Genomic DNA, 20,499 nt, shown 5'->3' with positions numbered 1-20,499 from the left:
CGCGAGCCTCCAAACACCCGCTCGACAAGCAGCTCTACGCCCAGCGCCATCTCGTCGAATGCTGCTTCTCCAAACTCAAGCAGTTCCGCCGCGTTGCCACCCGCTTCGAAAAAAACCGCCCGAAACTATCGAGCCGTCGTCACTCTCGCCGCCATCGTGCTATGGCTACGATAAGTGTCCACACCACCTAAAGCATTTTTGGCTTATCGGGGAAAGGTGCGGGCAAATCCCTAAACCTCTTGGCCGATAGTGTCTTATCCGCAGCAAGGAAGTCCGCAGCATGCGCCAAGGGCGCAACAGGCCGCAGAGACCACTGCAGGGGTTGAGGCAAATGCGGTTCCTGCGGTGAGGAGTAGGACACCGGCGATGATTCTGGCAAAAGACTTCATAGGAAATTCTCCGGCAAATAAAATGTTGGTAAGTTGGATTCGCTTCATGGTGAAGACCTCACCTTCGTTATCGTCACGGCGGCTAAAGCCTGATTGATCGTCGACAATAAGTCTCCAAGACCTTGGGAATAGCGCGCCAAGCCGGGGAAGCGGGTGGTGCCGTTGCCCAATTTCCATAACAGCGCGGGATAGCATTCAGGCAACCGACCGAATGATCGGCACCAGAAGTGCCCGGCATGATGCAATTGTCCGCAGCAGCGACGTATGCGGCTGCGGAAACCGGCAATGCCAAGCAAGACAATGAAGCTGAGGAATAGCAGTCGCCGCATGCAAGTGACTTCGGTGAAAACCGGGAATCCGTTACATTAAGGTGGCGCTCTTATGCAAAAAAAAACCAGTGCTGCGGTTAGGGTCAGGACCTGTCAGCCATGCCAGTTGCGAATGCGGTTTGCGTTACGCCACCCGCCACAACGATCAGGGTGCACTTGGCGCGTTTTGTCTTCTGGGCGCTGCTGGCGAGAACGTTCAGGCAAGACCGGCCAGAGCAAGAACTGCTTCCATACCGGGCGCTACGATAGAGGGGCCGGGCTCGATAGGTTCGCGGGGAACGCCGAGACGGTTCACCCAGGCCGTCCGGTAGCCGAACCATGCGGCGCCTGCGGCATCCCAGCCGCCGAAGGCCGCGAAGCCAATCCGGTCCTTGGGCAGACCAAAGGCGTCGATTGCCATCGCATAGGCTGCCGGGGCTGGCTTGAACTTCCGCACCCGATCCGTGCTCAGGACATGGGCGAAAGCGGAAGCGATTCCGTTCCGGGCCATGTTGGTGCGCAGTGCTTCCTTGCCGAGGTTCGACAGGAATGCGAGCTGTATCCCAGCTGAGTTCAATTTTTGGAGCGCGGGTTTGACATCGGGCCAGATGTTGAGCTGCGAATAAGCGCCGACCAGTCTTCCGCGGGCTGCGGCGCTTAGCGCCAGTCCAAGCGCATCGGCCGAAAAACGCAGCGCCTCGTCAGCGACGACGTCGAAGGGCACATAGCGATCCGCAGAGGTGTAAAGCCAAGTATAGCCAAAAAGCTTGTTGCTCCACGCCTGCGCAAGCGCTCCGCCGCGGTCTGGAATGAGCGATTGTACCATGGCTCCAACCGAACGCGGATCGAAGATAGGAAAGCCATCGAACGCAATAGCGTCGACCGGCCTCCGATCTGTCGTGGCCGCTCGCCCCACTGCGGGTAAAAGCACCGCTCCCACTGCAAACGCGTTGACGACGTCGCGGCGGGAAAGTGTCAACGAAGGTGATTTTCTCACAAGCTGCTCCAAACACATACGGCACATATGAAAAGCAATTATCTTAGATCGAACGGGTTTCGCCGCCGTCCATTCGCAACGTGCTGCCGGTCATCCAGCGCGCGCCCGGCGAAAGCAGGAATGCGACCAACTCGGCGATGTCTTCCGGCTGCCCATAGCGTGCGATACCGGATTCGTGCGCATAGACGTCGATGGCATCGGCAATCGAATACGCGTTTTGCTGCGCGAAACGTTCGATGATTGCCAACCGGCGGTCCGTCATGACGGCTCCAAGCTGAATGGAATTGACCTGTACGCCATCCGTCAGCCCCTGCTCTGCGAATGCTTTGGCCAAGGCCAGGATGGCGGCGTTGATCGTCGACACGCCGGCGAGCGATGCCTTCGGCATCAGCGCGGTTGCGCCGGACATGAATAAAAGCGAGCCACGGGTGGCGACGAGATGCGGCCAGGCGGCCAGCGCGAGGCGACGCGCACCATGGAGTTTCAGCGCAAGTCCCTCATCCCATTGTTCGTCGGTCATAGACATCGGGCCAGCCTGGGGTACGGCGCCGGCTATGTTGACGACGGCGTCGATCCGACCTGCAGTCTCAAGCGTTCGAGCAACAATCTCAGCACATGCGCCTTGCGTTCGCAGATCAATCGCAACCGGCACTGCGACCGCCCCTGCTGCGCGTACTTCTGACGCGCTCTGGTCAAGCGTGACCGGGTTGCGGGCAACCAATGTTACAAGATCGAACGCGCATGCAAGTCGCACTGCCGTCGCACGGCCAATACCACGGCCGGCACCGGTGACGATGACTGTCCGCTGCTTGCGCGCCGACAAATCGGAATGCTCATGCATGTGAGGCTACTTCCTGTGACTGCAACGTCACATTGGCCAACCGCCTAGCGAAATACGGCGGTTGGCATGATCAATAACTACGGATTTGGCCGCTGGCAGGTTACGGGGGGAAGGAAAATCCGCCAGCGGCCCATCGCCCGCTATTGCGGGGCGAAGCCCGATCGACGCCAATAGGCGCAGTTACTGTGCAGCAAAGCTTGCCTTGATCTCTTCGGCGACGCGCGGCGTATTCTCGTCGAGCACGAAGTGCCCGGCCTCAAGCCAGACAAGTCTGGCGTTCGGTAGATCTGCCTTGAAGGCTTCAGCGCCCGCCGGAATGAAGAAAGGATCGGCCTTACCCCAGACGATCAGCGTCTTTGGCTGATATTTCCGGAATGCGGCATGCCAACTGTCGTAGAGAGCGACATTGGTCTTGTAGTTTTCGAGCAGGTCGAGCTGGTAGGCATCGGTGCCTGGGCGATCGAGCAGAGACTGGTCATGCACCCAGTTGTCGGGGCTGATCGCTTCGGGATTCTTGGCCCCGACCATATATTGGAACTGCGTGGTTTCTGCTTTCAGGAACCCGCGCGCGGCAGTCTCTGTGGCTGCATCGCGCTTGTTCCAAAGCGGCAGGAACACTTGCTTGGGCTTGTCGCCCACGCCTTCGAGATAGGCGTTGGCATTCTGAATCACGAAACCCTTTACGCGATCCGGATGCGCCGTGAACAGGCGGAAACCGATCGGCCCACCATAGTCCTGCATATACAGGATATAAGACGTCAGATGCAGATGGTTGAGCAGACCGTCTACGTGGGCGGTCAGATTGTCGAAACTATAGGTGAACGCGGTATGGGACGGCGCATCCGACTGACCGAAGCCGACGTAGTCCGGCGCGATAACGTGAAATTTGTCGGCCAGCGCCGGGATCAGATCGCGATACATGTGCGACGAGGTGGGGAAGCCATGCAGCAGCACGATTGTCGGTGCTGCTCGATCGCCCGCTTCGCGATAGAATATCTTTCGGCCTTCCACCGATGCTGTCCGATAAAGCGTCTCCACGGCGCTGTGGGATGGCGCATTGGCGGGAGCCGCCGCAGCGGGTAAAGGCGTGGCCGCGAGCAAGCTGGCAGCGGACGTTGCCAGCAGGCTGGCTGCCGTGGAACGGAACGAATGTGTCATATACGAATCTCCATGTAACCGATGAAATGTGCTATTAATGGTGTCTCTTTACAAATAACCTGTCAAGTGTCATTTTATCGGTTACGTAGTTTTGTCCGTAGGAGGTTGGACCAGTCGCATGCCCAAGATGCAGCACCAGTTCGTCGGCGAGTTCAGGGAAGGCATGCCGTTCCTTGGCGGCTTCTTGTGGATCGATTTTGTAAACACGACGCCGGTCATCAACGGCGTTGTGCAGGATCTGATCGGTACAAAACCGGCGGTTGAGCAATGGGCGCGGCAAGCCAATATCGCGATGGATGAAAGTGCGGCCATCGATCCGCCTTCAGCGCTAAACGCGCTTCGAGAGCAACTTGCCGAAGCTTTTGATTGCCTTGCAGCATCGGAGCCGCTGCCCGATACCCTTATCGCCACGGTCAACGGTCTGATAGCAAGCTCCGGCATCCGCTTATATCTTTCAACCGGTGATAGCGCCATCCGCGTCGACGAGCGGCTCCAGCTTGTCGGTCCGCCTGTTGCCACCGCCGTCGCGTGGGATTTTGCTCGTTTCCTTGCCGATTTCGACCACCGCCGGATGCGGCATTGCGACAATCCGGCCTGCGTCATGCAGTTTTATGATGTCGGCAAGAACAACCGGCGCCGTTGGTGCACCATGTCCCTGTGCGGCAATCGCGACAAGGTGGCCCAATATCGAGAACGTAAGGCCACCGCCAGGTCAGCGTGACGCCCATGCACGACTACGATCTTTGCCGGAACCTTGACACTATGTTTGCAAGCGCCGGTCGCAGGGAAGGATCAACAAAGCCGAACGCAAACGGATCCGGCTCGCGGCGCGGTCAAGGTACGAGGATCAGCTTGCCTATGGTGTTGCGCGCTTCAAGCGCGCGATGCGCATCGGCGGCGTCAGCCAGGGGATAGACCCCTCCGATCGTCACCGTCAGAAGGCCCTGTGCTGCGTCGTCGAACAGCGCACCTAATTCTCGCTTCAAGCTGCCGGGGGTCAGCAGCGGGACTAGGGCGAAACCCGTGATCGACTGGTTCTTGAAAATGAGGCCAAGCAGATCGGGAACGCCAAGCGCAAACTGCTGAATGTTGAGTGCGCCGTAGATGACCATTTGCCCTAACGGCGCCAGGGCGGCGAGCCCATCCATCGTTATCGTGCCTCCGACCGACTCATAGATGATATCCGGTCCGGCGCCGCCAAGTGCTGCGTTCAATGAGACCGTCCAGTGGGGGTCGGTATAATCGATGCCGACATCCGCGCCGAGGGACCGCGTGAATGCCAGCTTTTGCTCGCTACTTGCCGCCGCGACAATGTGGCGTGCCCCGGCCTGCCGTGCGAGCTGGACAAGAAACGAACCGACGCCGCCAGCAGCGCCGGTCGCCAACACTGTCTTGCCAGCCGGCGGCACCTGTTTGATGAGATAGGCCGCCGTGAGCCCCTGAACCATCAGTGCGGTCGCCTGATCAAAGGACAGATTGTCGGGTAAAGGGACGATATAGTCGACAGGGACCACCACAAATTCGGCGTAGCCGCCTAAAGAAATGTTTGCAGCAAACAGGGGGGCTGCGACACGGGTTCCAATCGCAATGGTATTCGCATCCACATCGACCCCTAGCGCTGCGATCGTTCCTGCAACTTCTGACCCGAGGATAGCTGATAACGGCGGGGTTATGGCGTAACGGTCCTGTCGCATCAGCGTATCGGCGAAATTGACGCCCGCAGCATGAACTTGGACAAGCACCTCTCCGGGGCCGGGAACGGGGGTTGGAACATCAATATAGTCCAGGACGTCTGGGTTGCCGAAACGGCGCAACTGGATGGCTTTCATGACGAATCTCGCTTGGATGTGTAACGAGATTCCTCTGTGGCCGTATAACAGCGTGAGAAACTACACACTCTTTCGTGGCATACACACCGGGAGGTAACTATGGCCGATCCCATCAAGCGCTTACCACTGCTGCCAGCCGAACGTGCCCTCAAGGTGATTGCCGGGCGTTGGAAACCCATCATTCTCTACCATTTGTTCGGCGGCGCGCTGCGACTGTCGAAACTCCATCGCTGCATGCCGACAATCAGTCAGAAGGTGCTGATCCAGCAGTTGCGCGAGATGGAGGAGCACGGCATCGTTCATCGCGAGATATTCCGGCAGGTGCCCCCTCGCGTCGACTATAGTGCGACGCCGCTCGGCCTAAGTCTCGGGCCGGTCCTGTTGGCGCTATGCGACTGGGGAAGGCGTCACGCGCAAGAGCTGGACGAAATCGATCGGGTGATTGAGTGTCCAGCACCGCCGACAGTCCATTCGATGGCGGCACAGCATACTCTGTCTGTCTGAGCAGAGGTCATGACCTTGGCGACCGAGACAGGGCGCACGGCTTGGCGGAAACTACCTTTGTCGTGACGAAATCACGGACGATTGATGTAAAACACGCTGGCGCCGTGAGCAGCACGTAATGCGGCGCGCCGACGATCTTCTGCAGGCCAACCGTGCCGGCGGATTGAAGCCGTGCAACATGAGCGAGGGCACCTTCGAAGGGCGTTTTGGGGTCCATGTCGCCCTGCAGAACCAGGGTGGGCGGAAGCGAAACGGGAAGGCGACCGAACGCTGCGTCATGCGTATAAGTCGGCAGGCCCGGGTCGACCAGCAAGGCGGGCAGGTTGCTGGTGAAGAGCAGGGATTGCGACTCGGTGGCCACCTGTTTGCGGGTCAGGCCCGGTCGGGCATTATTCTCCGACCCGCTGATGATCGCGACCAGGGGGACCGAAATCGGCGATTGGGGGTAGCGATTGAAGAGAGCGCCCAGCGCCGATTGCTGTTCCTTCACCTGCGTCAGTGCCGTGTTGTCTTCCCGAACAAGCCCGTCAACAATGTCAGGGATGCGCCTGCGCAGGTCAGGGATATCCAGCAGGGACCCGAAAAATTGCTTCGGATCGCCACCGACAAGCTTCGCAGTGGCAGGGTCGTCCACTAACCTACGGAGCACGGTTTCGATGGGTTCGGCAAACTTTGCGTTACAGCGCCGTACACGGCCACAGGCGAGCAGGGCACGCCGGCCGACCGCATCGACGATAAAGGAGCGATGGCTCAGATCCCATTTGTCTGTGTCTTCCGGTGGCACGAGGGAATCGAGTATCACCCCGCGGATGGGTGTCATCGGCGGCGTTTGCAGCATCCGCAATACCAGTTGAGTGCCATAGGAAACGCCGTAAACCCAGGTCGGCGAGGCCGACCTGTACCGATCGATCATCAAACGCAGATCATTAGCGGCATTGCTGATCGAAAAAGCCCGTGCTCGTTGCGGCGCGGCATTGAGCGCACCAAAGCAGCTACCCCATTCCGCTCCGTCGAGCGCCGCCCCGCCAGCGCTGCTGGCGGCTTCTTCGGTGGGGCATAGTCGGTCCGAAAATCCCGTTCCGCGATGGTCGGGAATAAGCAGGTCCAAATCGGCAAAGCTATCGCGCAACGTCGCCAGGAGCGGATAGAAGGATGCCCCCGATTCCCCTGGCCCTCCCGCAACCAGCCACACCTGACCCCGCGAGCGACCGCGCGCCGGAAACTTGCGCACGAACAGGTCGATTTTGTCGCCGCCCGGTTGCCCCCGATCGAGGGGCGCCGTGAAATGGGCGCACAGGGTTCCCGCAAGCGCAGCATCGCTCTCCTCATCCGGGCAGGCTGCGAACGTGTCTCGGGGCGTTCGTTCGTTGGCGGACGGTGCGGCCATGGAAGGCGAAACGATCACCATGACCATTGAACAGGATAACAGGAACCGCCGCATGACGAAAACGGCTCGAGACATATCGAATGAAGCCATTTCCAGTCGCAATGCTGCAGTCACCGCGGCTTGACGATGATCTTGCCGGTCATGTGCGGATGAAGGGAACAGAAATAGGCATAGTCGCCCGCCTTGGTGAAGGTGAACGAGTATCTGTCTTGGGTATCGAGCGCACGGGACCGGAAGCCTTTGTCGTTGGCCACGACGCTGTGTGGGTCTTCATCGACATTGGTCCATGTGACTGTCGTTCCCGGTGCAACGGTCACGATGGCCGGGACGAAGGCAAAATTCTTGATCTGAACGACCTGCACGCTGGCCACTACTGCGGCAGGTGAGGTGGCATTGGCGGGATGGCATATCGCTACGGCAAGGCTCACGGCAAATGCCAACGTGAGCCAAGCGGCATGCGTGGGGCGGGATAACAAAGCGAACATGGAAAACCCCCTGGGGATAGTTGTTGCGGTGATGTTCAGCCAAGCGCAGCGTCGATAAGAGCAATAGGCTCGCGGCCCGGCACGACGGTCGCCGTCCGGATGCCGAGCATGCCGTGCAGGCTCTCGGTGGCGACTCTAAGAGGCCCCGGTGAAGCAGCCGCACCCGGCGCGGGCTGCGGATACGCGGTCGAACGGGCGCTGTGAAAGCTGATATTGCCTTCCACCTTCTGGATGATCTGGTGGATATGGCCGTTGAGTATCGTGACCGAGCCAAAGCGTCGCAGTAGCGACAAGGCCTGCGTGCTGTCGTCGGTGCCCCAGCCCCAATCGGCGTAAACGGTCCAGAGCGGGATATGGGCGAAAACAACAATCGGCGTACTGGCAGATCGTCCTGCCAGGTCTTTAGCAAGCCAGGTCAGTTGCTCGTCTCCGAGATGGCCCATCCCGCCGGGCTGGAGGTTTGCAACGTTGACGAGCGCTACGAAATGGACGCCATCGTGATCGAAGCTGTACCAGCCTGCACCCAGCGTATCCTTGCCATAACGCGCAAGATAGGCCTTGCCGCCACCTTCATCGAGCATGTCATGCTCGCCGGGGACATGAAATACGGGTATGCCGGCCTCGCTGATGATCGCGTCCGCATCCGCAAATTCGGCATCCTTCGACAAATGACTGATGTCACCGGTATGCAGAATGAAGGAGGGTTTCACTGGCAACAGCTTCGCCTTAGCCACGGCCTCCCGGAGTGTCGCGCGCGCATCCGGGTTCGCGGGCTTGTCGAAACCGACATGACTGTCACTGATCTGGAGGAAGCTGAAGGAGCCGACCGGAGCCAGCCTCGCACCGGGACGCGTTGCTGCCAGCGCTGCATCCAGGGTGACCGATGAGGCGATACCGCCGCTCATCATGTAGAGCGCGCCCGTGCCAGCCCAACCCATGCATTGCAGCATCCCACGCCGATCGATACGGTCGCTTGTCCGCTCGTCCATTCTTGCATCTCCAATGATCTGATATCTTCACGGGAGGAGACCGGAAGCCCCGATCATTTTTTCCCATGTGGGTGAAAAAAACTGGACGGTGGCCGGATGCCGTCACGGAAAGGTGGCGTTCGGCACGCAGCTCAGTCGAGCCGCAGCAGACGATCCATTGCCCATGTCCCGCCGCCACGGGCGATGAGAGGCAAAAGCAGCGCGGCCCAGCTCAGATGTGTGGGCCATGCATCTGGATAGACAAATATCTCGATCACCAATGTCATGCCCAGTAGCGCCGCTGCGGCGGGCCGAGTCAGTAAGCCCAGTACGAGCAGGATCGGGAAAAGATGCTCGCTATAGGTCGCGGCGTGAGCGGCGATGTCTGAGGGGATCAGCGGCAAATGATATTCGGTGTCGAAAAGATCATAGGTGGAAGGCGTGATGGTGAGCACGCCTTCCACCTTGGTGCGACCCGAAAGGAAGAAGATGGCGGCGATGCTTACGCGCGCAATCAGCAGCAGCAGACTTTCCGGTATGCTTCGGGTCAACCAGGCCGATGCTTCACCATAACGGCGCGCAAGAGATGTCATCGCTCTTCTCCTTGGGGATGGTCATGGAACCGCCGGTCCAGCAGGTTCCAGATAGCGGTCAGGCCTTGGGCGTGAGCGAACCGAAGCCTTTGGGCGTCTTGATCTTGGTGCAGGTGCCTGCCTTGACCAGCTTCCAGGCATCGCCCTGATACGCGACCTTCGACGTGCCGGCGCAGCTTGTGCCCGCCCCTGCCTTGCAGTCATTCTTACCGGCCTGCGAAACGCCGTAGCATTTCTCCATCTGTGGTTTGGCTGCGGCGTGGGCAGAGCCTGCCGTCAGGGCAAGTGCGAAAGTGGCGGCCAATATGGCTGGTGTGGATGTCATCGTTCGTCTCCGTTGAATAGCTGGCGGCCTCACGTGCGACGGAACTATCGGGGACAATCCCGCCGCACGGCGACCCTGGGAGGCCTAGCGGGCCGGGTCACAAAAGCTTCTTCGCGGGATGCGCGACATTCGTTACACGGAAGCCTCGGCAGGGGGACTGCTCCTGTTTCGACATGCTGCTGTAACTATTCGTCCTGTTGGCTCGAATGGGATTTCGGGAGTGCACATGCGGGCGAGCGAAGATCAGCTTAGGATATGGATGATCGGCGGCCTTGACGGTGACGCCGATGCTCATACCGCATTGCTCCGTGCGCTCGTTCCCATGCTGCGATCCTTTTTCGGACGCCGCCTTCGCGGCGCCAACGACGATGTCGAGGATCTTGTGCAGGAAACATTGATGGCCATTCACAGCCGACGCGCGACCTATGATCGCGATCGGCCCTTTGTCGCCTGGGCCTATGCGGTGGCGCGCTACAAAATGATCGACCATTTTCGTCGCTCCCGACAGACGCAGACCATTGACGGGCTCGAGGACATACTGATTGCCGAAGGTTTTGAAGATGCCTGCTCCGCCCGCATCGATATCGATCGACTTCTGGGCGGCATTTCGGCCAAGCAGGCAAAGGCGATCCGCGATACCAAAGTCGAAGGCCTCAGCATCGCCGAGGCCGCGCAATCGCAAGGCCTGAGCGAAACCGACATCAAGGTGTCGGTGCATCGCGGGCTGAAGGCGCTGGCGGCGCGAATGAGGGGAGCGGACTAATGCAGACCGACGATCTCATCCGTGCTCTGGCTGGCGATATTGCGCCGGTGTCTCGTTCGGTTGTCGAACGCAGGGTCCTGCTCGGGATAATGAGCGGCAGCGTCATCACAATGGGCTGGATCGCCTTTATTCTGGGCTTTCGGCCCGACCTTGGCCAGGCGATGCACGGTTTTTCATTCTGGATGAAGTGGGCCTACACCGGGTCGCTGGGCCTATGTGCGGTCATGGCGACCCTGCACCTTTCGCGACCGGAGGCCGGTCGGGCCGAATGGCTTTGGTTGCTCGTGATTCCGATTGGATTGCTCGCTGCTGTTTCGGTTGGCGAGTTGGTGCGAACCCCGCCGCATGATTGGCTTTCCCTTTGGCTCGGACAGAGCTGGAAGCGGTGCGCGATCTATGTGCTGCTCAGCGCGCTTCCGATTTTCGTCGGTCTGCTCTGGGCCTTCCGAAAGCTTGCCCCGACATTGTTGCGTTTGGCTGGCGCTTCGGCCGGCCTTGCGTCGGGAGCCTGCGCCGCAACTCTCTATGGCCTGCATTGCCCCGAGGCGTCTGCGACCTTTGTGCTTACATGGTACAGTCTGGGCATCGGCCTCGCCGCGCTTTTGGGCGCATGTGTTGGTCCGCGGTTCATGCGGTGGTGAAGCGCGTGTAACCAACCGGCCGATGGCTTCGAAGAAGCTATTGCCATCACGGCAATGACCAACTCTTCGAAAGGCATCTTCCATGATCACCATGAAGTCCGGCGTCAGCATCGCCACGACCGCAGCTCTCCTCGCTATCGCCGGCATAGGTGCCAGCTCCCCGGTTTTCGCTGCGGGCGGTGCCAAGGCGGTTCACTGCTATGGCGTGAACAGTTGCAAGGGCACCTCCGATTGCAAGACGGCCAAGAATGAATGCAAGGGGCTGAACGACTGCAAGGGGCAGGGCTTCAAGGCATTGTCGAGCAAAGCTTGCGCCGCGGCCGGCGGTAGCCTGACCGAACCCAAATAATTTTCCCCCTTCGGTCACGTTCGCCCCCCGTGCGTGACCGACCCTCCGAGGCCCGGCTGCCCCCGGCCGGGCCTCACCCATCCGGAGCACGCTCAATGACCGGCACGTCCAGCGCACCCTTCGATGGTTTTGGCCTCGGCCTGCGCACCCCCCACTATCAGCAATTCCTTTCGGACAACGTCCCTGTCGATTTCGTCGAGGTGATCTCCGAGAACTTCATGGTTGACGGCGGGCGCCCCCGCTACACTCTGGATCGAATTCGCGAACGGCATCCGGTCGCTCTCCACGGCGTGTCGATGTCGGTTGGATCAGCCGATGGGCTGGATCGGGATTACCTCTGCCGGCTCAAAATGCTGGTCGATCATGTCGATCCTCTTTTCGTGTCCGACCATCTTTGCTGGACGCGGATCGAGGGTTTCAATTCCCATGATCTGCTGCCGCTACCCTATACGACAGAAGCTCTCGATCTGGTCTGTGCGAACATCGGCCAAGCGCAGGACGTGCTGCAGCGGCAGATGCTGATCGAAAATCCATCGACCTATCTGCAGTTCATGGGCGACAGCATGACCGAATGGCAGTTTCTGGACGCGCTATGCGACCGTACCGGTTGTGCGCTCCTGCTGGACGTCAACAATATCTTCGTTAGCGCGGTCAATCACGGTTTCGATCCGATCGCCTATCTTGACGGTATCCCCGCGGACCGCGTGCGACAGATTCATCTGGCCGGGCACAGCCAGGGACGGGATCGTCTGATCGATACCCATGATCAGCCCGTGCCGCCGTCAGTGTGGGCGCTCTATGCGACCGCGCGCCACCGGATCCCTGCGGTGGCGACGATGATTGAGCGGGACGATGACATTCCGCCACTGGCCGACCTGTTAGCGGAGCTGGATATCGCGCGCGAAATCGCTGGCAGCGATGAAAGGCAGGCAGCATGAGCCTCGCTGCCTTGCAACGGGATTTCCGTGACTGGCTTACCGACGTTCCGGTTGCGATGGATGATTGGGTCGATGGCCATGCGCGCGCTGGCCTCGACATCTATCACAACGCCTATCGCGTCCAGCTCGTCGAGTGCTTGAAGGATACGTTCGCAAAGACGTTTCTCTGGCTCGGGGAAGATGCCTTCATCGACGCCGCGCGCGTCCATATCGAGCGGACGCCGCCATCGGGCTGGACGCTGGGCGCTTATGGCGTGAGGTTCGACGAGACACTTGCGGACCTTTATCCCGACGATGCCGAAGTTGCCGAACTCGCCTGGCTCGACTGGGCGCTAAGCCGGGCCTTCGAAGGCCCGGATGCGGCGACAATCGCGGCCGACACATTGGCCCAGATCGACTGGGATCGCGCAATCCTGCATTTGATTCCGTCGGTTCGCATCGGGCGGGCGTGTACCAATGCGGGAGCGATCTGGTCGGCCTTGGAGGCGCAGGATGCGCCGCCTGCTGCCGTCTTGCTGCCAAATGCTGGCGCCATGCTCGTCTGGCGCCAGGATTTCACACCCTGTTTTCGCACGATCGAAGCGATCGAACAGCGCGCCCTCAAAATAGTCGGTTCGGGAAGTTCCTTCACCGCTCTGTGCACGATCCTGATCGAACAATTGGGTGAGGAAGCTGGAATTGCTCACGCGGGGTCGATGCTCGCCGAATGGATCGACCACGGCCTCATCCTTGCCATCAACGAACCGAAGGAATGACGATGCGCCATCTTCTGTCAGCAGTTTTGCTCGCCAGCTCCGCTGCTGCTCCCGCCGCCCCCGCGCCGGACAGCCCAGCCGTCGTCGTCGAGCTCTTTCAGAGTCAGGGCTGTTCGTCCTGTCCCCCTGCAGACATGGTGTTGAACGAGCTGGCCGGGCGACCCGACGTCATTGCCCTGAATTTTGCAGTGACCTATTGGGATTATCTCCGCTGGAAGGACAGTTTTGCACAGCCCGCTTTCACGCAGCGCCAGTGGGATTATGCCAAAGCCGGCGGTCGAAACAATGTCGCCACTCCCCAGATGATCGTGAACGGGCGCGTTGCTCTCCTCGGCAGCCGTCGCGGCGAAGTGGATCTGGCGATCAATCGCTCGCGAAGTCTGAAACCAGAACCCGTTATCCGCGTCTCGGGCAGCAGGATCGACATCGGCGCCGGCAAGCCTGATACGGTGGCGACCTTGTGGCTCGTCCGCTACGATCCTCGGGCGATTGCCGTCCCTATCAAGGCTGGCGAAAATGGCGGGCGGACAATCGTGCACAAGAATGTAGTGCGGGAGCTGACAGCGCTGGGGTCCTGGAACGGCAGTGGTGCCCACTATATCGTGCCCAAGGGTAACGCGGGGCTGGAGAGAGCCTTGATCCTTCAGGCTGGACGGGGCGGACCGGTGATCGCCGCCCGCCGGATATGACCGCCTCGGGGGCATTCTATGGATTAAAGCGCATCGCCACACCACTTATGCAATAACGCAGGCCGGTGGCGCAGAATGACCGTGGCGCCCATCGTAATAGCGTGGGTCATCTGGGGGGATTGCCCGCAGTGATGATCTCGTCACAATTGAGTGCACGGTTGCTAAGGCTATAGCTTAGGCTTCGCAACCGCACGCTCGTTCGGTCAAGTCCCGATGCCAGCAGGGCCTCATCGTCAGAACGCGAAATCGCTCAAACCCGGATGGTCATCGGGCCGACGACCTAGTGGCCAGTGAAACTTGCGATCCGTGACCGTAATCGGGTGTTCATTGATGCTCGCGATCCGCTGCCGCATAAGCCCATCGGCGCCGAAGTCCCAGTTCTCATTACCGTAGGCCCGAAACCACTGGCCGCTGTCATCATGGAATTCATAAGCGAAGCGAACCGCGATGCGATTTCCGGTATGCGCCCAGATTTCCTTGATAAGTCTGTAGTCGAGTTCTCTGACCCATTTCCGGGTCAGTAGCGCTTCGATCTCGGAACGACCGCTAACAAACTCGCAACGATTGCGCCACGTACAATCGACCGTATAGGCCAGTGCCACCTTTGCTGGATCGCGGCTGTTCCATGCATCCTCGGCCATGCGCACTTTCTGCACGGCAGTTTCGTCGGTAAATGGCGGGAAGGGTGGTCGGCTCATGTGGAATTCCCAGTCTGTTTCGGGTTGGTTGTGCACCGGTCAGCCGCCATCGGTCGAACCGACGGCGGCTACCCTCGCAACGCGGCGTCAGGCCGCGATTGCGTCCACGACAGGGAAATCGATTTCCGTACCCAGCACCTCGTTGATGTAGTTCGTCAGCGTGTTGAGCGCGACATGCGCGATGATCTCAACGATTTCGGCGTCGCTGTAGCCCGCTTCCCGCACCGCGGCGACCTCTGCCTCGCCAACGGCGCCGCGGGCCATGGCGATATTTGCTGCGAAGTGTACCGCGACGCCCGCTTTTGCATCGGTCGACATTCCATTGCGGTTGGCAGTGATCTCAACCTCGTCGAGCTTCGCGAGATTCTTGCCCAGATAGCTGTGCGCGGCAAGGCAATACCCACAGCCATTGACCTGGGCTATCGCAAGCGCGATCCTTTCGCGCGTTGCAGCAGGCAGCTTGCCTTGGGCCAGCGCGCTATTCAGGCCCAGATAGCCTTCGAGTGCCGCTGGGCTCGTGCCGACGATGCGAAACAGATTGGGAACTACGCCGAACTGCTTCTTGACGGCTTCAAGCAGCGGACGCGACTCCTCTGGTGAGGTTTCGATCGAGGTGGGGGTGGGGATGCGTGACATGAAGAGTCTCCTGATTATCGCAGGCTATCGGCACCAAGCCCGCCCGCACATTGGTTATCATCGCATCTTTGGATCATAGGAATATTGAAATTTGAGAACAGATTATTCCAAAAAATGGAATAACGGTGCCTCGATTTTGGTCCGCCCTTCTTGTATCTCGGGCGCGTCGATTGCGAGCCTTGTGAAGGGCGTCACAACATGCGCTAGCTTTGATAACGCGCTAGTTCCGCTTCTAGTTCGGCAATACGCGCATCTCGGTCCGCCAGGGCGGCGCACACATCTTCAGCGGCCAGCATTTGCGGGATGTGCTGTGGACAATTCGCGTCCCAGGCGGTCAGGGTGAAAAGTATCACTTGTTCGGCGCGGGCGCGGTAGCCTTTGGGCAGGACCGTCGAAGTCAGAGCCGGATCGTCGTCAATGACCTGCACGGTGCCCCAGATCTTGATCCGACGGCGGTGCGCATAGTCCATCAGAAAGATGAATGCCTTGGAATTTTCACTGAAATTCCCGGTCGAAATATACTGCCTGTTGCCGTGAAAATCGGCAAAGCCCAAGGTGCGTTCGTCCAAAACCTGCAAAAATCCAGGCGGCCCTCCGCGATGCTGGATGTAAGGCTGCCCGTCGGCGCTGGCACTGGCCAGATAGAAGCTGGTCCGCATAGCAATGAAGGCTGCAAGCCTTTCATCGACGATGTTGCCCATCTCAAGCCTTTCGCAGGCATCGCGGGAGCCTTTTTTCTCCTGAACGCGCTGTACGGCCGGGGTAAACGCGACATCGATCGGACGGGTGGGGTCAGGCATGGCACAAGCCTTCTATAGGGTCTCGCAATCGCCCACGGTGCCTCTCGAACCCTGAGCGAGCGTTGCCTTAATGTGTTGCCTGCTTTCATGCCCGGAACAATCGTTGTAATGAGCAATAGATTATTCCGAAATTGGGAATGCGCGATGGCACGATTGCAGGCAATGCAGGTTTTTGCGAAAGTTGCTGAAACGGGGAGCTTTGCCGAAGCTGCGCGCCAGCTTCACATGAGTCCGCCGGCCGTCACCCGGGCCGTTGCGTCCCTGGAGGACCTCATCGGCACGCGGCTGTTGATCCGTACGACACGTTCGGTCAAACTCACGGAAGCCGGCGGTCGCTATTTTGAGGATTGCCGTAGAATTCTTGCCGAAATCAGCGAAGCGGAGGCCGCCGCTGCCGGCAGCTACGCCACCCCGACGGGTATGCTGAGTATCACGGCCTCTGTTGTGTTTGGCGAGATCTACATCCTGCCGATTCTCATGGCGTTTCTTGATCTTTACCCCGCCGTCACCGCGCGCGCTTTGTTTCTCGACCGGGTCACCAACATCGTGGACGAAGGCATAGATATCGCAATCCGTATCGGCCACCTCCCCGATTCCAGCTTCGCAGCCGTTCGTGTCGGCACGGTACGGCGTGTTGTCTGTGGCTCTCCCGCCTATTTCGAAGCGCATGGAATGCCGAGAAGCCCGACAGATCTGGCGAACCATCGGATCATCGCGGCGACGAGCGCCTTCTCTGCGCTCGATTGGCGGTTCGACAAGGACGAAAAGACTGCCGTTACGGTCAGCCCTCGGCTGTATTGCAGCACCTATGAAGGCGTTGTCGCCGCAGCGATGCAGGGCTGGGGTTTGGCCCGACCGCTATCCTACCAGATCGGCCCAGCGTTGCTCGCCGGCGACCTGTTGACGGTTCTGTCCGACCATGAACCTGAACCGCTGCCGATTCATATCATCCACCCTGAAGGTCGGCGTGCATCGGCGAAGGTTCGGGCTTTCGTGGACTTCGCTGCCGATCGACTTCGCGCGAACACATTGATCAACTGAGCGGTGGCCGCTCGCGGCGACTTCTCCCGCGACGAGATACTGGCCAGCGCACATGTCGGCATGGCCCGCGACGGTCAAGAACGGCCTACGCCTTTGGACCAAAGCCGCGATAGAGAAGCGGTCGTTCACCGGCGTGCGGCCATGTCAGGCATCGGCATCCCCGCTTTGCCCAACATCTCGCCTGCGATCCTATGGAGCCGGTTTAGCGTACGTTCGGCGATGCTCGCGGCTTACGGTAAGCCTCGTACGCGCATCACCTGCGCTCACACCGCCGAAGCGTTCGACGCAGGTACATCCGCCGCGTTCAGCGATTAGATTGGAGGTGCCGGGGGCGGCCAATGCGACATCAAGATTGTCGCGCGACCCGACACCCCGCGCTCACCCAGCCAGTGGAACCTATCCCGGCGGTTTCCGGTCACTCGCTTGTCCGCGTGCCGCCCCAGACTTTACAGGCCATCAGGAGTGAAATCATGAGCCATGCCCCCGAAATTGATCTTTCCATCCATCACCCGCCCCATGGCGCTTCCGATCGCTTCGCGCTGGGCGTGACGAGGCTGCTGCGGTTCTTCGCCGACACTTTCTTTGCCAAACGCTATGGCCATCGCGCCATCGTGCTGGAAACGGCGGCGGCGGTGCCCGGCATGGTCGGTGCCACACTCACCCATCTACGATGCCTGCGGCAGATGAAGTCCGATCGGGGCTGGATTCGCATCCTCATGGAAGAGGCCGAGAACGAGCGCATGCACCTCATGACTTTCCTGGAGGTGTGCAAGCCGACGCTGTTCGAGCGGCTCATCGTGCTGATCGTGCAGTGGTTCTTCTATCTTGGCTTCTTTGCCCTCTACCTGATCAGCCCGAAGACTGCGCACCGGCTGGTCGGCTATTTCGAGGAAGAAGCGGTGATCAGCTACACCCACTATCTCGCCGAAATCGATGCGGGGCGCAGCGCCAACGTGCCCGCACCGGAGATCGCCCGCCGCTATTGGGGCCTGCCCGACAGCGCCACGCTGCGCGACGTGGTGCTGGTGGTGCGCGCCGACGAAGCGCATCACCGGGACGTGAATCACGCCTTCGCTGCCGATCTGGAGGGCAAGACGCCCGGTGCAGTCTCGCCCTATCCGTGGCACGCTGCGGAGCTGGACGACCCCGCCCGGTAGAAGCCAGGGCTTCCGGTCGCCCCAGCGCCGCAGGGGGGGAGGCAGGCGGCATAAGAACCGTCAGGGGGGCTGGCTATTTTGACACCGTGTGTCTGCAGCCCCCGGCCCAACGGGTGGCCGCGCGTATATCGTGCGAAGCCGCAGGGTGCCGTAAGGCCATATCGACGATACGCAGTCTGCCCTGATATCGGGCCCTCTCGTTCCCGAACAATGGCAGGCGAACGCTAATGCGCGGGCAACGCTCGGCTCGCGCATAGAAAGCCCTTAGGCTGTTGCTCGAAAGCGCGTTTCCGGACGATGGGCTCAGTCTGGCTGTCGTTCCCTTGACCAAGGCCCGGGCTAGCGGACACCTACGCGTCGAGATAGTCGTATACGACCTTGCCGAGTCCGAGCGTGAGGTCGGCAACGAAATGGGTCGTCGACACGAGTTCGCGTATCGGCAGATCAGCCACCGGGGCCAGCGCATGGGGGACCAGCGACAAGGCCCCGGGGCCCGTCCAGACCCCCTTCAAATGAACGTCCTCCAAATGATACTCGACGAGCTCGCAGATGCGCGCTGTTCCGTCCACGTGCGGAATGATCTTCAGAAGGAAGTTGGGCGCGGCTAGCGAGCGCAACGTCGCTTCCGCGTCCCCCTCCTTGTACTTGTAGCCCATGGTCCCTGTCGCGACGCGGACCGGGCCGTAGTCCAGCGTGCCGACCAGCGTGTCGGTTTCGGTCTGGAGGCTGGGGCCGGCGAGCTTCTTGGGAAAACCCCATATCTCCCGCCCGCCCGCGATCGGCGGGTGGTCGTTCAGGAACATATTGAGCGTGTAATTCCCGTTCACGCCCCGGAAGCGCACGGGGATGACCTGGCCGGCTTCCGTGTAATTGCCGAAGCCGGTCGAGTCCGGCATGCGGATGAACTCGAATTTCACCAAGTCTGACGTCACTTCGAGCGGTTCGGGAACGATGGCGCGCAGTTTATCGGGATCGGTGCGGTAGGTGAGGATCAGAAACTCGCGGTCGCAGAACCGATACGGCCCCGGCGGGTAAGCGGGTTGTGTAAGTGGCATCGCGAACGCGCGCTTGCGAACGTCGGAAATGTTCATGAAAGCCTCCCATCGGCGGCGATGTCGAAGGTGAAGACGCCATCGGCGCTGGTCGGCCGCTGAAGCACTTCGGGATGGCGCAGCGTCCGGATCGTGTCCGAAAGTCCCGCAGCCCAATGGTCTTCCATGCTGCGCGCCGAAAATTCGAAGTCCTTGGAATCTCCCTCGGTGCGATGCGCCTGATAGATGAGCTGGATGATGTTGTAGACCTTGCGGTCGGATTCCGGCGCCAGCAGCGCATATTCGGGCGTGTCGCGCAGATGATCGGGCAGTTTCGAAATGAGTTCGGTCAAGGCGCTGCGGAGCTGTTGCTCCTTTCTGAACTGATCGGATCTTGCGCGCGTGCGGCTGGAATACTGGATTTCCTTCTGGCGGGTCATCACTTCGGGCATGGTGCGGGGGATGGCGCCGCGCGCGCTCCACAAATCGACCTGGAAGGCGAGCGTATCCTCACGCTCTGCGCCATCGACGACCCATTGGAGCGGCGTGTTCGAGACCACGCCGCCATCCCAATAATATTCGCCTTCGATCTCGACCGGGGCAAAGGCAGGCGGGAGCGCGCCGCTGGCCATGATGTGCTCGGGCCGGATCGTGTGCGTCCGGTTGTCGAAATAGATCAGGTTGCCCGTCGCCACGTTCACCGCGCCGACGCTGAAGCGCATTTCGCCCGAATTGATCCTGTCGAAATCGACCAGCCGCTCGAGCGTCGTCTTGAGCGACGAAGTATCGTAGAAGCTGATCGCGTCGAGTGTGCCCGTGGGCGCGAAATAGGCGGGGACCCGCCGCGGCGCAAAAAAGCCTTCGGCACCGCGCAATACAGCGTCGGCGGCATGCCACTGGTTTGCCCAGTGGCGGACAAGGTCTCCGCCGAATTGGCTGGGCGTGCCGACCCACTCCGACCAGGGATCGGCGGTCACGGTCTTCCAGAAGGCACGCAACTTCTCGACGCGCACCTCCGGCGCGTTCCCAGCGATCAGCGCCGCGTTGATCGCGCCGATCGAAATGCCCGCGACCCAGTTCGGGTGCAGCGACGCTTCGGCCAACGCTTCGTACACGCCGGCTTGATAGGCGCCAAGGGCACCGCCCCCTTGCAAAACAAGCGCGACGCAATCGAAGGGGGCTGGTTGCTGCACGCGCCCGGCCCGCCCAAATGGTTC

At 60.3% G+C, this 20,499-nt stretch carries 25 protein-coding genes and 1 pseudogene; 12 read left to right on the top strand and 14 right to left on the bottom strand.

Features of this window, described 5'->3' with window-relative positions:
• Positions 1 to 174, top strand: a pseudogene (locus LQ220_RS09345) (transposase); the annotation flags it as partial.
• Between the two features lie 740 nt (positions 175 to 914).
• On the opposite strand, the gene LQ220_RS09340 reads toward LQ220_RS09345, so the two are convergent.
• The 3 genes from LQ220_RS09340 to LQ220_RS09330 form a co-directional block, all read right to left on the bottom strand.
• Positions 915 to 1,712 carry a haloacid dehalogenase type II gene (locus tag LQ220_RS09340; protein WP_290369027.1) on the bottom strand — a complete coding sequence of 266 codons (798 nt, stop codon included), beginning with the start codon at positions 1,710 to 1,712 and terminating at the stop codon, positions 915 to 917.
• 25 nt (positions 1,713 to 1,737) lie between these two features.
• Positions 1,738 to 2,535: an SDR family oxidoreductase gene (locus LQ220_RS09335; RefSeq protein WP_230188007.1), complete on the bottom strand. Its 798-nt coding sequence runs from the start codon at positions 2,533 to 2,535 to the stop codon at positions 1,738 to 1,740.
• Between the two features lie 180 nt (positions 2,536 to 2,715).
• Positions 2,716 to 3,693: an alpha/beta hydrolase gene (locus LQ220_RS09330; RefSeq protein WP_230188006.1), complete on the bottom strand. Its 978-nt coding sequence runs from the start codon at positions 3,691 to 3,693 to the stop codon at positions 2,716 to 2,718.
• Between the two features lie 118 nt (positions 3,694 to 3,811).
• Here LQ220_RS09330 and LQ220_RS09325 point away from each other — a divergent pair, with 118 nt between their 5' ends.
• Complete coding sequence (locus LQ220_RS09325) at positions 3,812 to 4,414, top strand: CGNR zinc finger domain-containing protein (protein ID WP_230188005.1); 603 nt, start codon at positions 3,812 to 3,814, stop codon at positions 4,412 to 4,414.
• Positions 4,415 to 4,526: 112 nt separating this feature from the next.
• On the opposite strand, the gene LQ220_RS09320 is transcribed toward LQ220_RS09325, so the two are convergent.
• Positions 4,527 to 5,522 carry a zinc-binding dehydrogenase gene (locus tag LQ220_RS09320; protein ID WP_230188004.1) on the bottom strand — a complete coding sequence of 332 codons (996 nt, stop codon included), beginning with the start codon at positions 5,520 to 5,522 and terminating at the stop codon, positions 4,527 to 4,529.
• 99 nt (positions 5,523 to 5,621) lie between these two features.
• On the opposite strand from LQ220_RS09320, the gene LQ220_RS09315 reads away from it, so the two are divergent.
• The gene (locus LQ220_RS09315) at positions 5,622 to 6,026 is read left to right on the top strand and encodes a helix-turn-helix domain-containing protein (RefSeq protein ID WP_230188003.1); all 405 of its coding nucleotides are present in this window, start codon (positions 5,622 to 5,624) and stop codon (positions 6,024 to 6,026) included.
• Positions 6,027 to 6,033: 7 nt separating this feature from the next.
• Here the strand turns inward: LQ220_RS09315 and LQ220_RS09310 are convergent, their stop codons facing one another.
• The 5 genes from LQ220_RS09310 to LQ220_RS09290 form a co-directional block, all read right to left on the bottom strand.
• On the bottom strand, positions 6,034 to 7,488 hold the full coding sequence (locus tag LQ220_RS09310) for an alpha/beta fold hydrolase (protein ID WP_230188002.1): 1,455 nt from the start codon (positions 7,486 to 7,488) through the stop codon (positions 6,034 to 6,036).
• A gap of 35 nt (positions 7,489 to 7,523) precedes the next feature.
• Complete coding sequence (locus LQ220_RS09305) at positions 7,524 to 7,898, bottom strand: cupredoxin family copper-binding protein (protein ID WP_230188001.1); 375 nt, start codon at positions 7,896 to 7,898, stop codon at positions 7,524 to 7,526.
• A 35-nt stretch (positions 7,899 to 7,933) separates the two neighbouring features.
• Entirely contained in the window at positions 7,934 to 8,887 is a 954-nt protein-coding gene (locus LQ220_RS09300; protein WP_230188000.1) for a metallophosphoesterase, read from the bottom strand.
• 131 nt (positions 8,888 to 9,018) lie between these two features.
• Positions 9,019 to 9,459: a DoxX family protein gene (locus LQ220_RS09295; RefSeq protein ID WP_230187999.1), complete on the bottom strand. Its 441-nt coding sequence runs from the start codon at positions 9,457 to 9,459 to the stop codon at positions 9,019 to 9,021.
• A gap of 58 nt (positions 9,460 to 9,517) precedes the next feature.
• Positions 9,518 to 9,784, bottom strand: coding sequence for a DUF2282 domain-containing protein (locus LQ220_RS09290; protein WP_230187998.1), 267 nt, complete (start codon positions 9,782 to 9,784; stop codon positions 9,518 to 9,520).
• Positions 9,785 to 10,010: 226 nt separating this feature from the next.
• Between LQ220_RS09290 and LQ220_RS09285 the strand changes: the two genes are divergently transcribed.
• The 6 genes from LQ220_RS09285 (at position 10,011) to LQ220_RS09260 (ending at position 13,919) form a co-directional block, all read left to right on the top strand.
• The gene (locus LQ220_RS09285) at positions 10,011 to 10,547 is read left to right on the top strand and encodes a sigma-70 family RNA polymerase sigma factor (protein WP_230187997.1); all 537 of its coding nucleotides are present in this window, start codon (positions 10,011 to 10,013) and stop codon (positions 10,545 to 10,547) included.
• On the top strand, positions 10,547 to 11,188 hold the full coding sequence (locus LQ220_RS09280) for a DUF1109 domain-containing protein (RefSeq protein WP_230187996.1): 642 nt from the start codon (positions 10,547 to 10,549) through the stop codon (positions 11,186 to 11,188). The genes LQ220_RS09285 and LQ220_RS09280 overlap by 1 nt, the downstream gene beginning before the upstream one ends.
• Positions 11,189 to 11,270: 82 nt before the next feature.
• Entirely contained in the window at positions 11,271 to 11,537 is a 267-nt protein-coding gene (locus LQ220_RS09275) for a hypothetical protein (RefSeq protein WP_230187995.1), read from the top strand.
• Between the two features lie 95 nt (positions 11,538 to 11,632).
• Complete coding sequence (locus LQ220_RS09270; RefSeq protein ID WP_230187994.1) at positions 11,633 to 12,475, top strand: DUF692 domain-containing protein; 843 nt, start codon at positions 11,633 to 11,635, stop codon at positions 12,473 to 12,475.
• Positions 12,472 to 13,230, top strand: a complete 759-nt coding sequence (locus tag LQ220_RS09265; RefSeq protein ID WP_230187993.1) for a DNA-binding domain-containing protein — start codon at positions 12,472 to 12,474, stop codon at positions 13,228 to 13,230. Before LQ220_RS09270 ends, LQ220_RS09265 begins: the two co-directional genes overlap by 4 nt.
• 2 nt (positions 13,231 to 13,232) lie before the next feature.
• A complete protein-coding gene (locus tag LQ220_RS09260; RefSeq protein ID WP_230187992.1) occupies positions 13,233 to 13,919 on the top strand; it encodes a DUF1223 domain-containing protein in 687 nt (228 codons plus the stop codon).
• Between the two features lie 233 nt (positions 13,920 to 14,152).
• Here the strand turns inward: LQ220_RS09260 and LQ220_RS09255 are convergent, their stop codons facing one another.
• From LQ220_RS09255 to LQ220_RS09245, 3 genes are all read right to left on the bottom strand, one after another.
• A complete protein-coding gene (locus tag LQ220_RS09255) occupies positions 14,153 to 14,617 on the bottom strand; it encodes a nuclear transport factor 2 family protein (protein ID WP_230187991.1) in 465 nt (154 codons plus the stop codon).
• Between the two features lie 87 nt (positions 14,618 to 14,704).
• Positions 14,705 to 15,253 carry a peroxidase-related enzyme gene (locus LQ220_RS09250; protein WP_230187990.1) on the bottom strand — a complete coding sequence of 183 codons (549 nt, stop codon included), beginning with the start codon at positions 15,251 to 15,253 and terminating at the stop codon, positions 14,705 to 14,707.
• 203 nt (positions 15,254 to 15,456) lie between these two features.
• Entirely contained in the window at positions 15,457 to 15,954 is a 498-nt protein-coding gene (locus LQ220_RS09245; protein ID WP_230187989.1) for a pyridoxamine 5'-phosphate oxidase family protein, read from the bottom strand.
• A gap of 243 nt (positions 15,955 to 16,197) precedes the next feature.
• On the opposite strand from LQ220_RS09245, the gene LQ220_RS09240 reads away from it, so the two are divergent.
• The 3 genes from LQ220_RS09240 (at position 16,198) to LQ220_RS09230 (ending at position 18,251) form a co-directional block, all read left to right on the top strand.
• Positions 16,198 to 17,094 (top strand): LysR family transcriptional regulator, encoded by an 897-nt coding sequence (locus LQ220_RS09240; protein ID WP_230187988.1) that lies wholly within the window; start codon positions 16,198 to 16,200, stop codon positions 17,092 to 17,094.
• 3 nt (positions 17,095 to 17,097) lie between these two features.
• Positions 17,098 to 17,409, top strand: coding sequence for a hypothetical protein (locus tag LQ220_RS09235; RefSeq protein WP_230187987.1), 312 nt, complete (start codon positions 17,098 to 17,100; stop codon positions 17,407 to 17,409).
• Positions 17,410 to 17,564: 155 nt separating this feature from the next.
• Positions 17,565 to 18,251, top strand: a complete 687-nt coding sequence (locus LQ220_RS09230; protein WP_230187986.1) for an alternative oxidase — start codon at positions 17,565 to 17,567, stop codon at positions 18,249 to 18,251.
• Positions 18,252 to 18,601: 350 nt separating this feature from the next.
• Here LQ220_RS09230 and LQ220_RS09225 read toward each other — a convergent pair whose 3' ends face one another.
• Both LQ220_RS09225 and LQ220_RS09220 read right to left on the bottom strand, forming a co-directional pair.
• Complete coding sequence (locus LQ220_RS09225) at positions 18,602 to 19,342, bottom strand: acetoacetate decarboxylase (RefSeq protein WP_230187985.1); 741 nt, start codon at positions 19,340 to 19,342, stop codon at positions 18,602 to 18,604.
• Entirely contained in the window at positions 19,339 to 20,475 is a 1,137-nt protein-coding gene (locus LQ220_RS09220; protein ID WP_230187984.1) for a patatin-like phospholipase family protein, read from the bottom strand. Before LQ220_RS09220 ends, LQ220_RS09225 begins: the two co-directional genes overlap by 4 nt.
• Between the last annotated feature and the right edge of the window lie 24 nt (positions 20,476 to 20,499).

The organism is Sphingobium sp. CECT 9361 (assembly GCF_918741285.1).
Lineage (GTDB): Bacteria > Pseudomonadota > Alphaproteobacteria > Sphingomonadales > Sphingomonadaceae > Sphingobium.
This window is presented reverse-complemented; position numbering and strand designations above follow the sequence as displayed.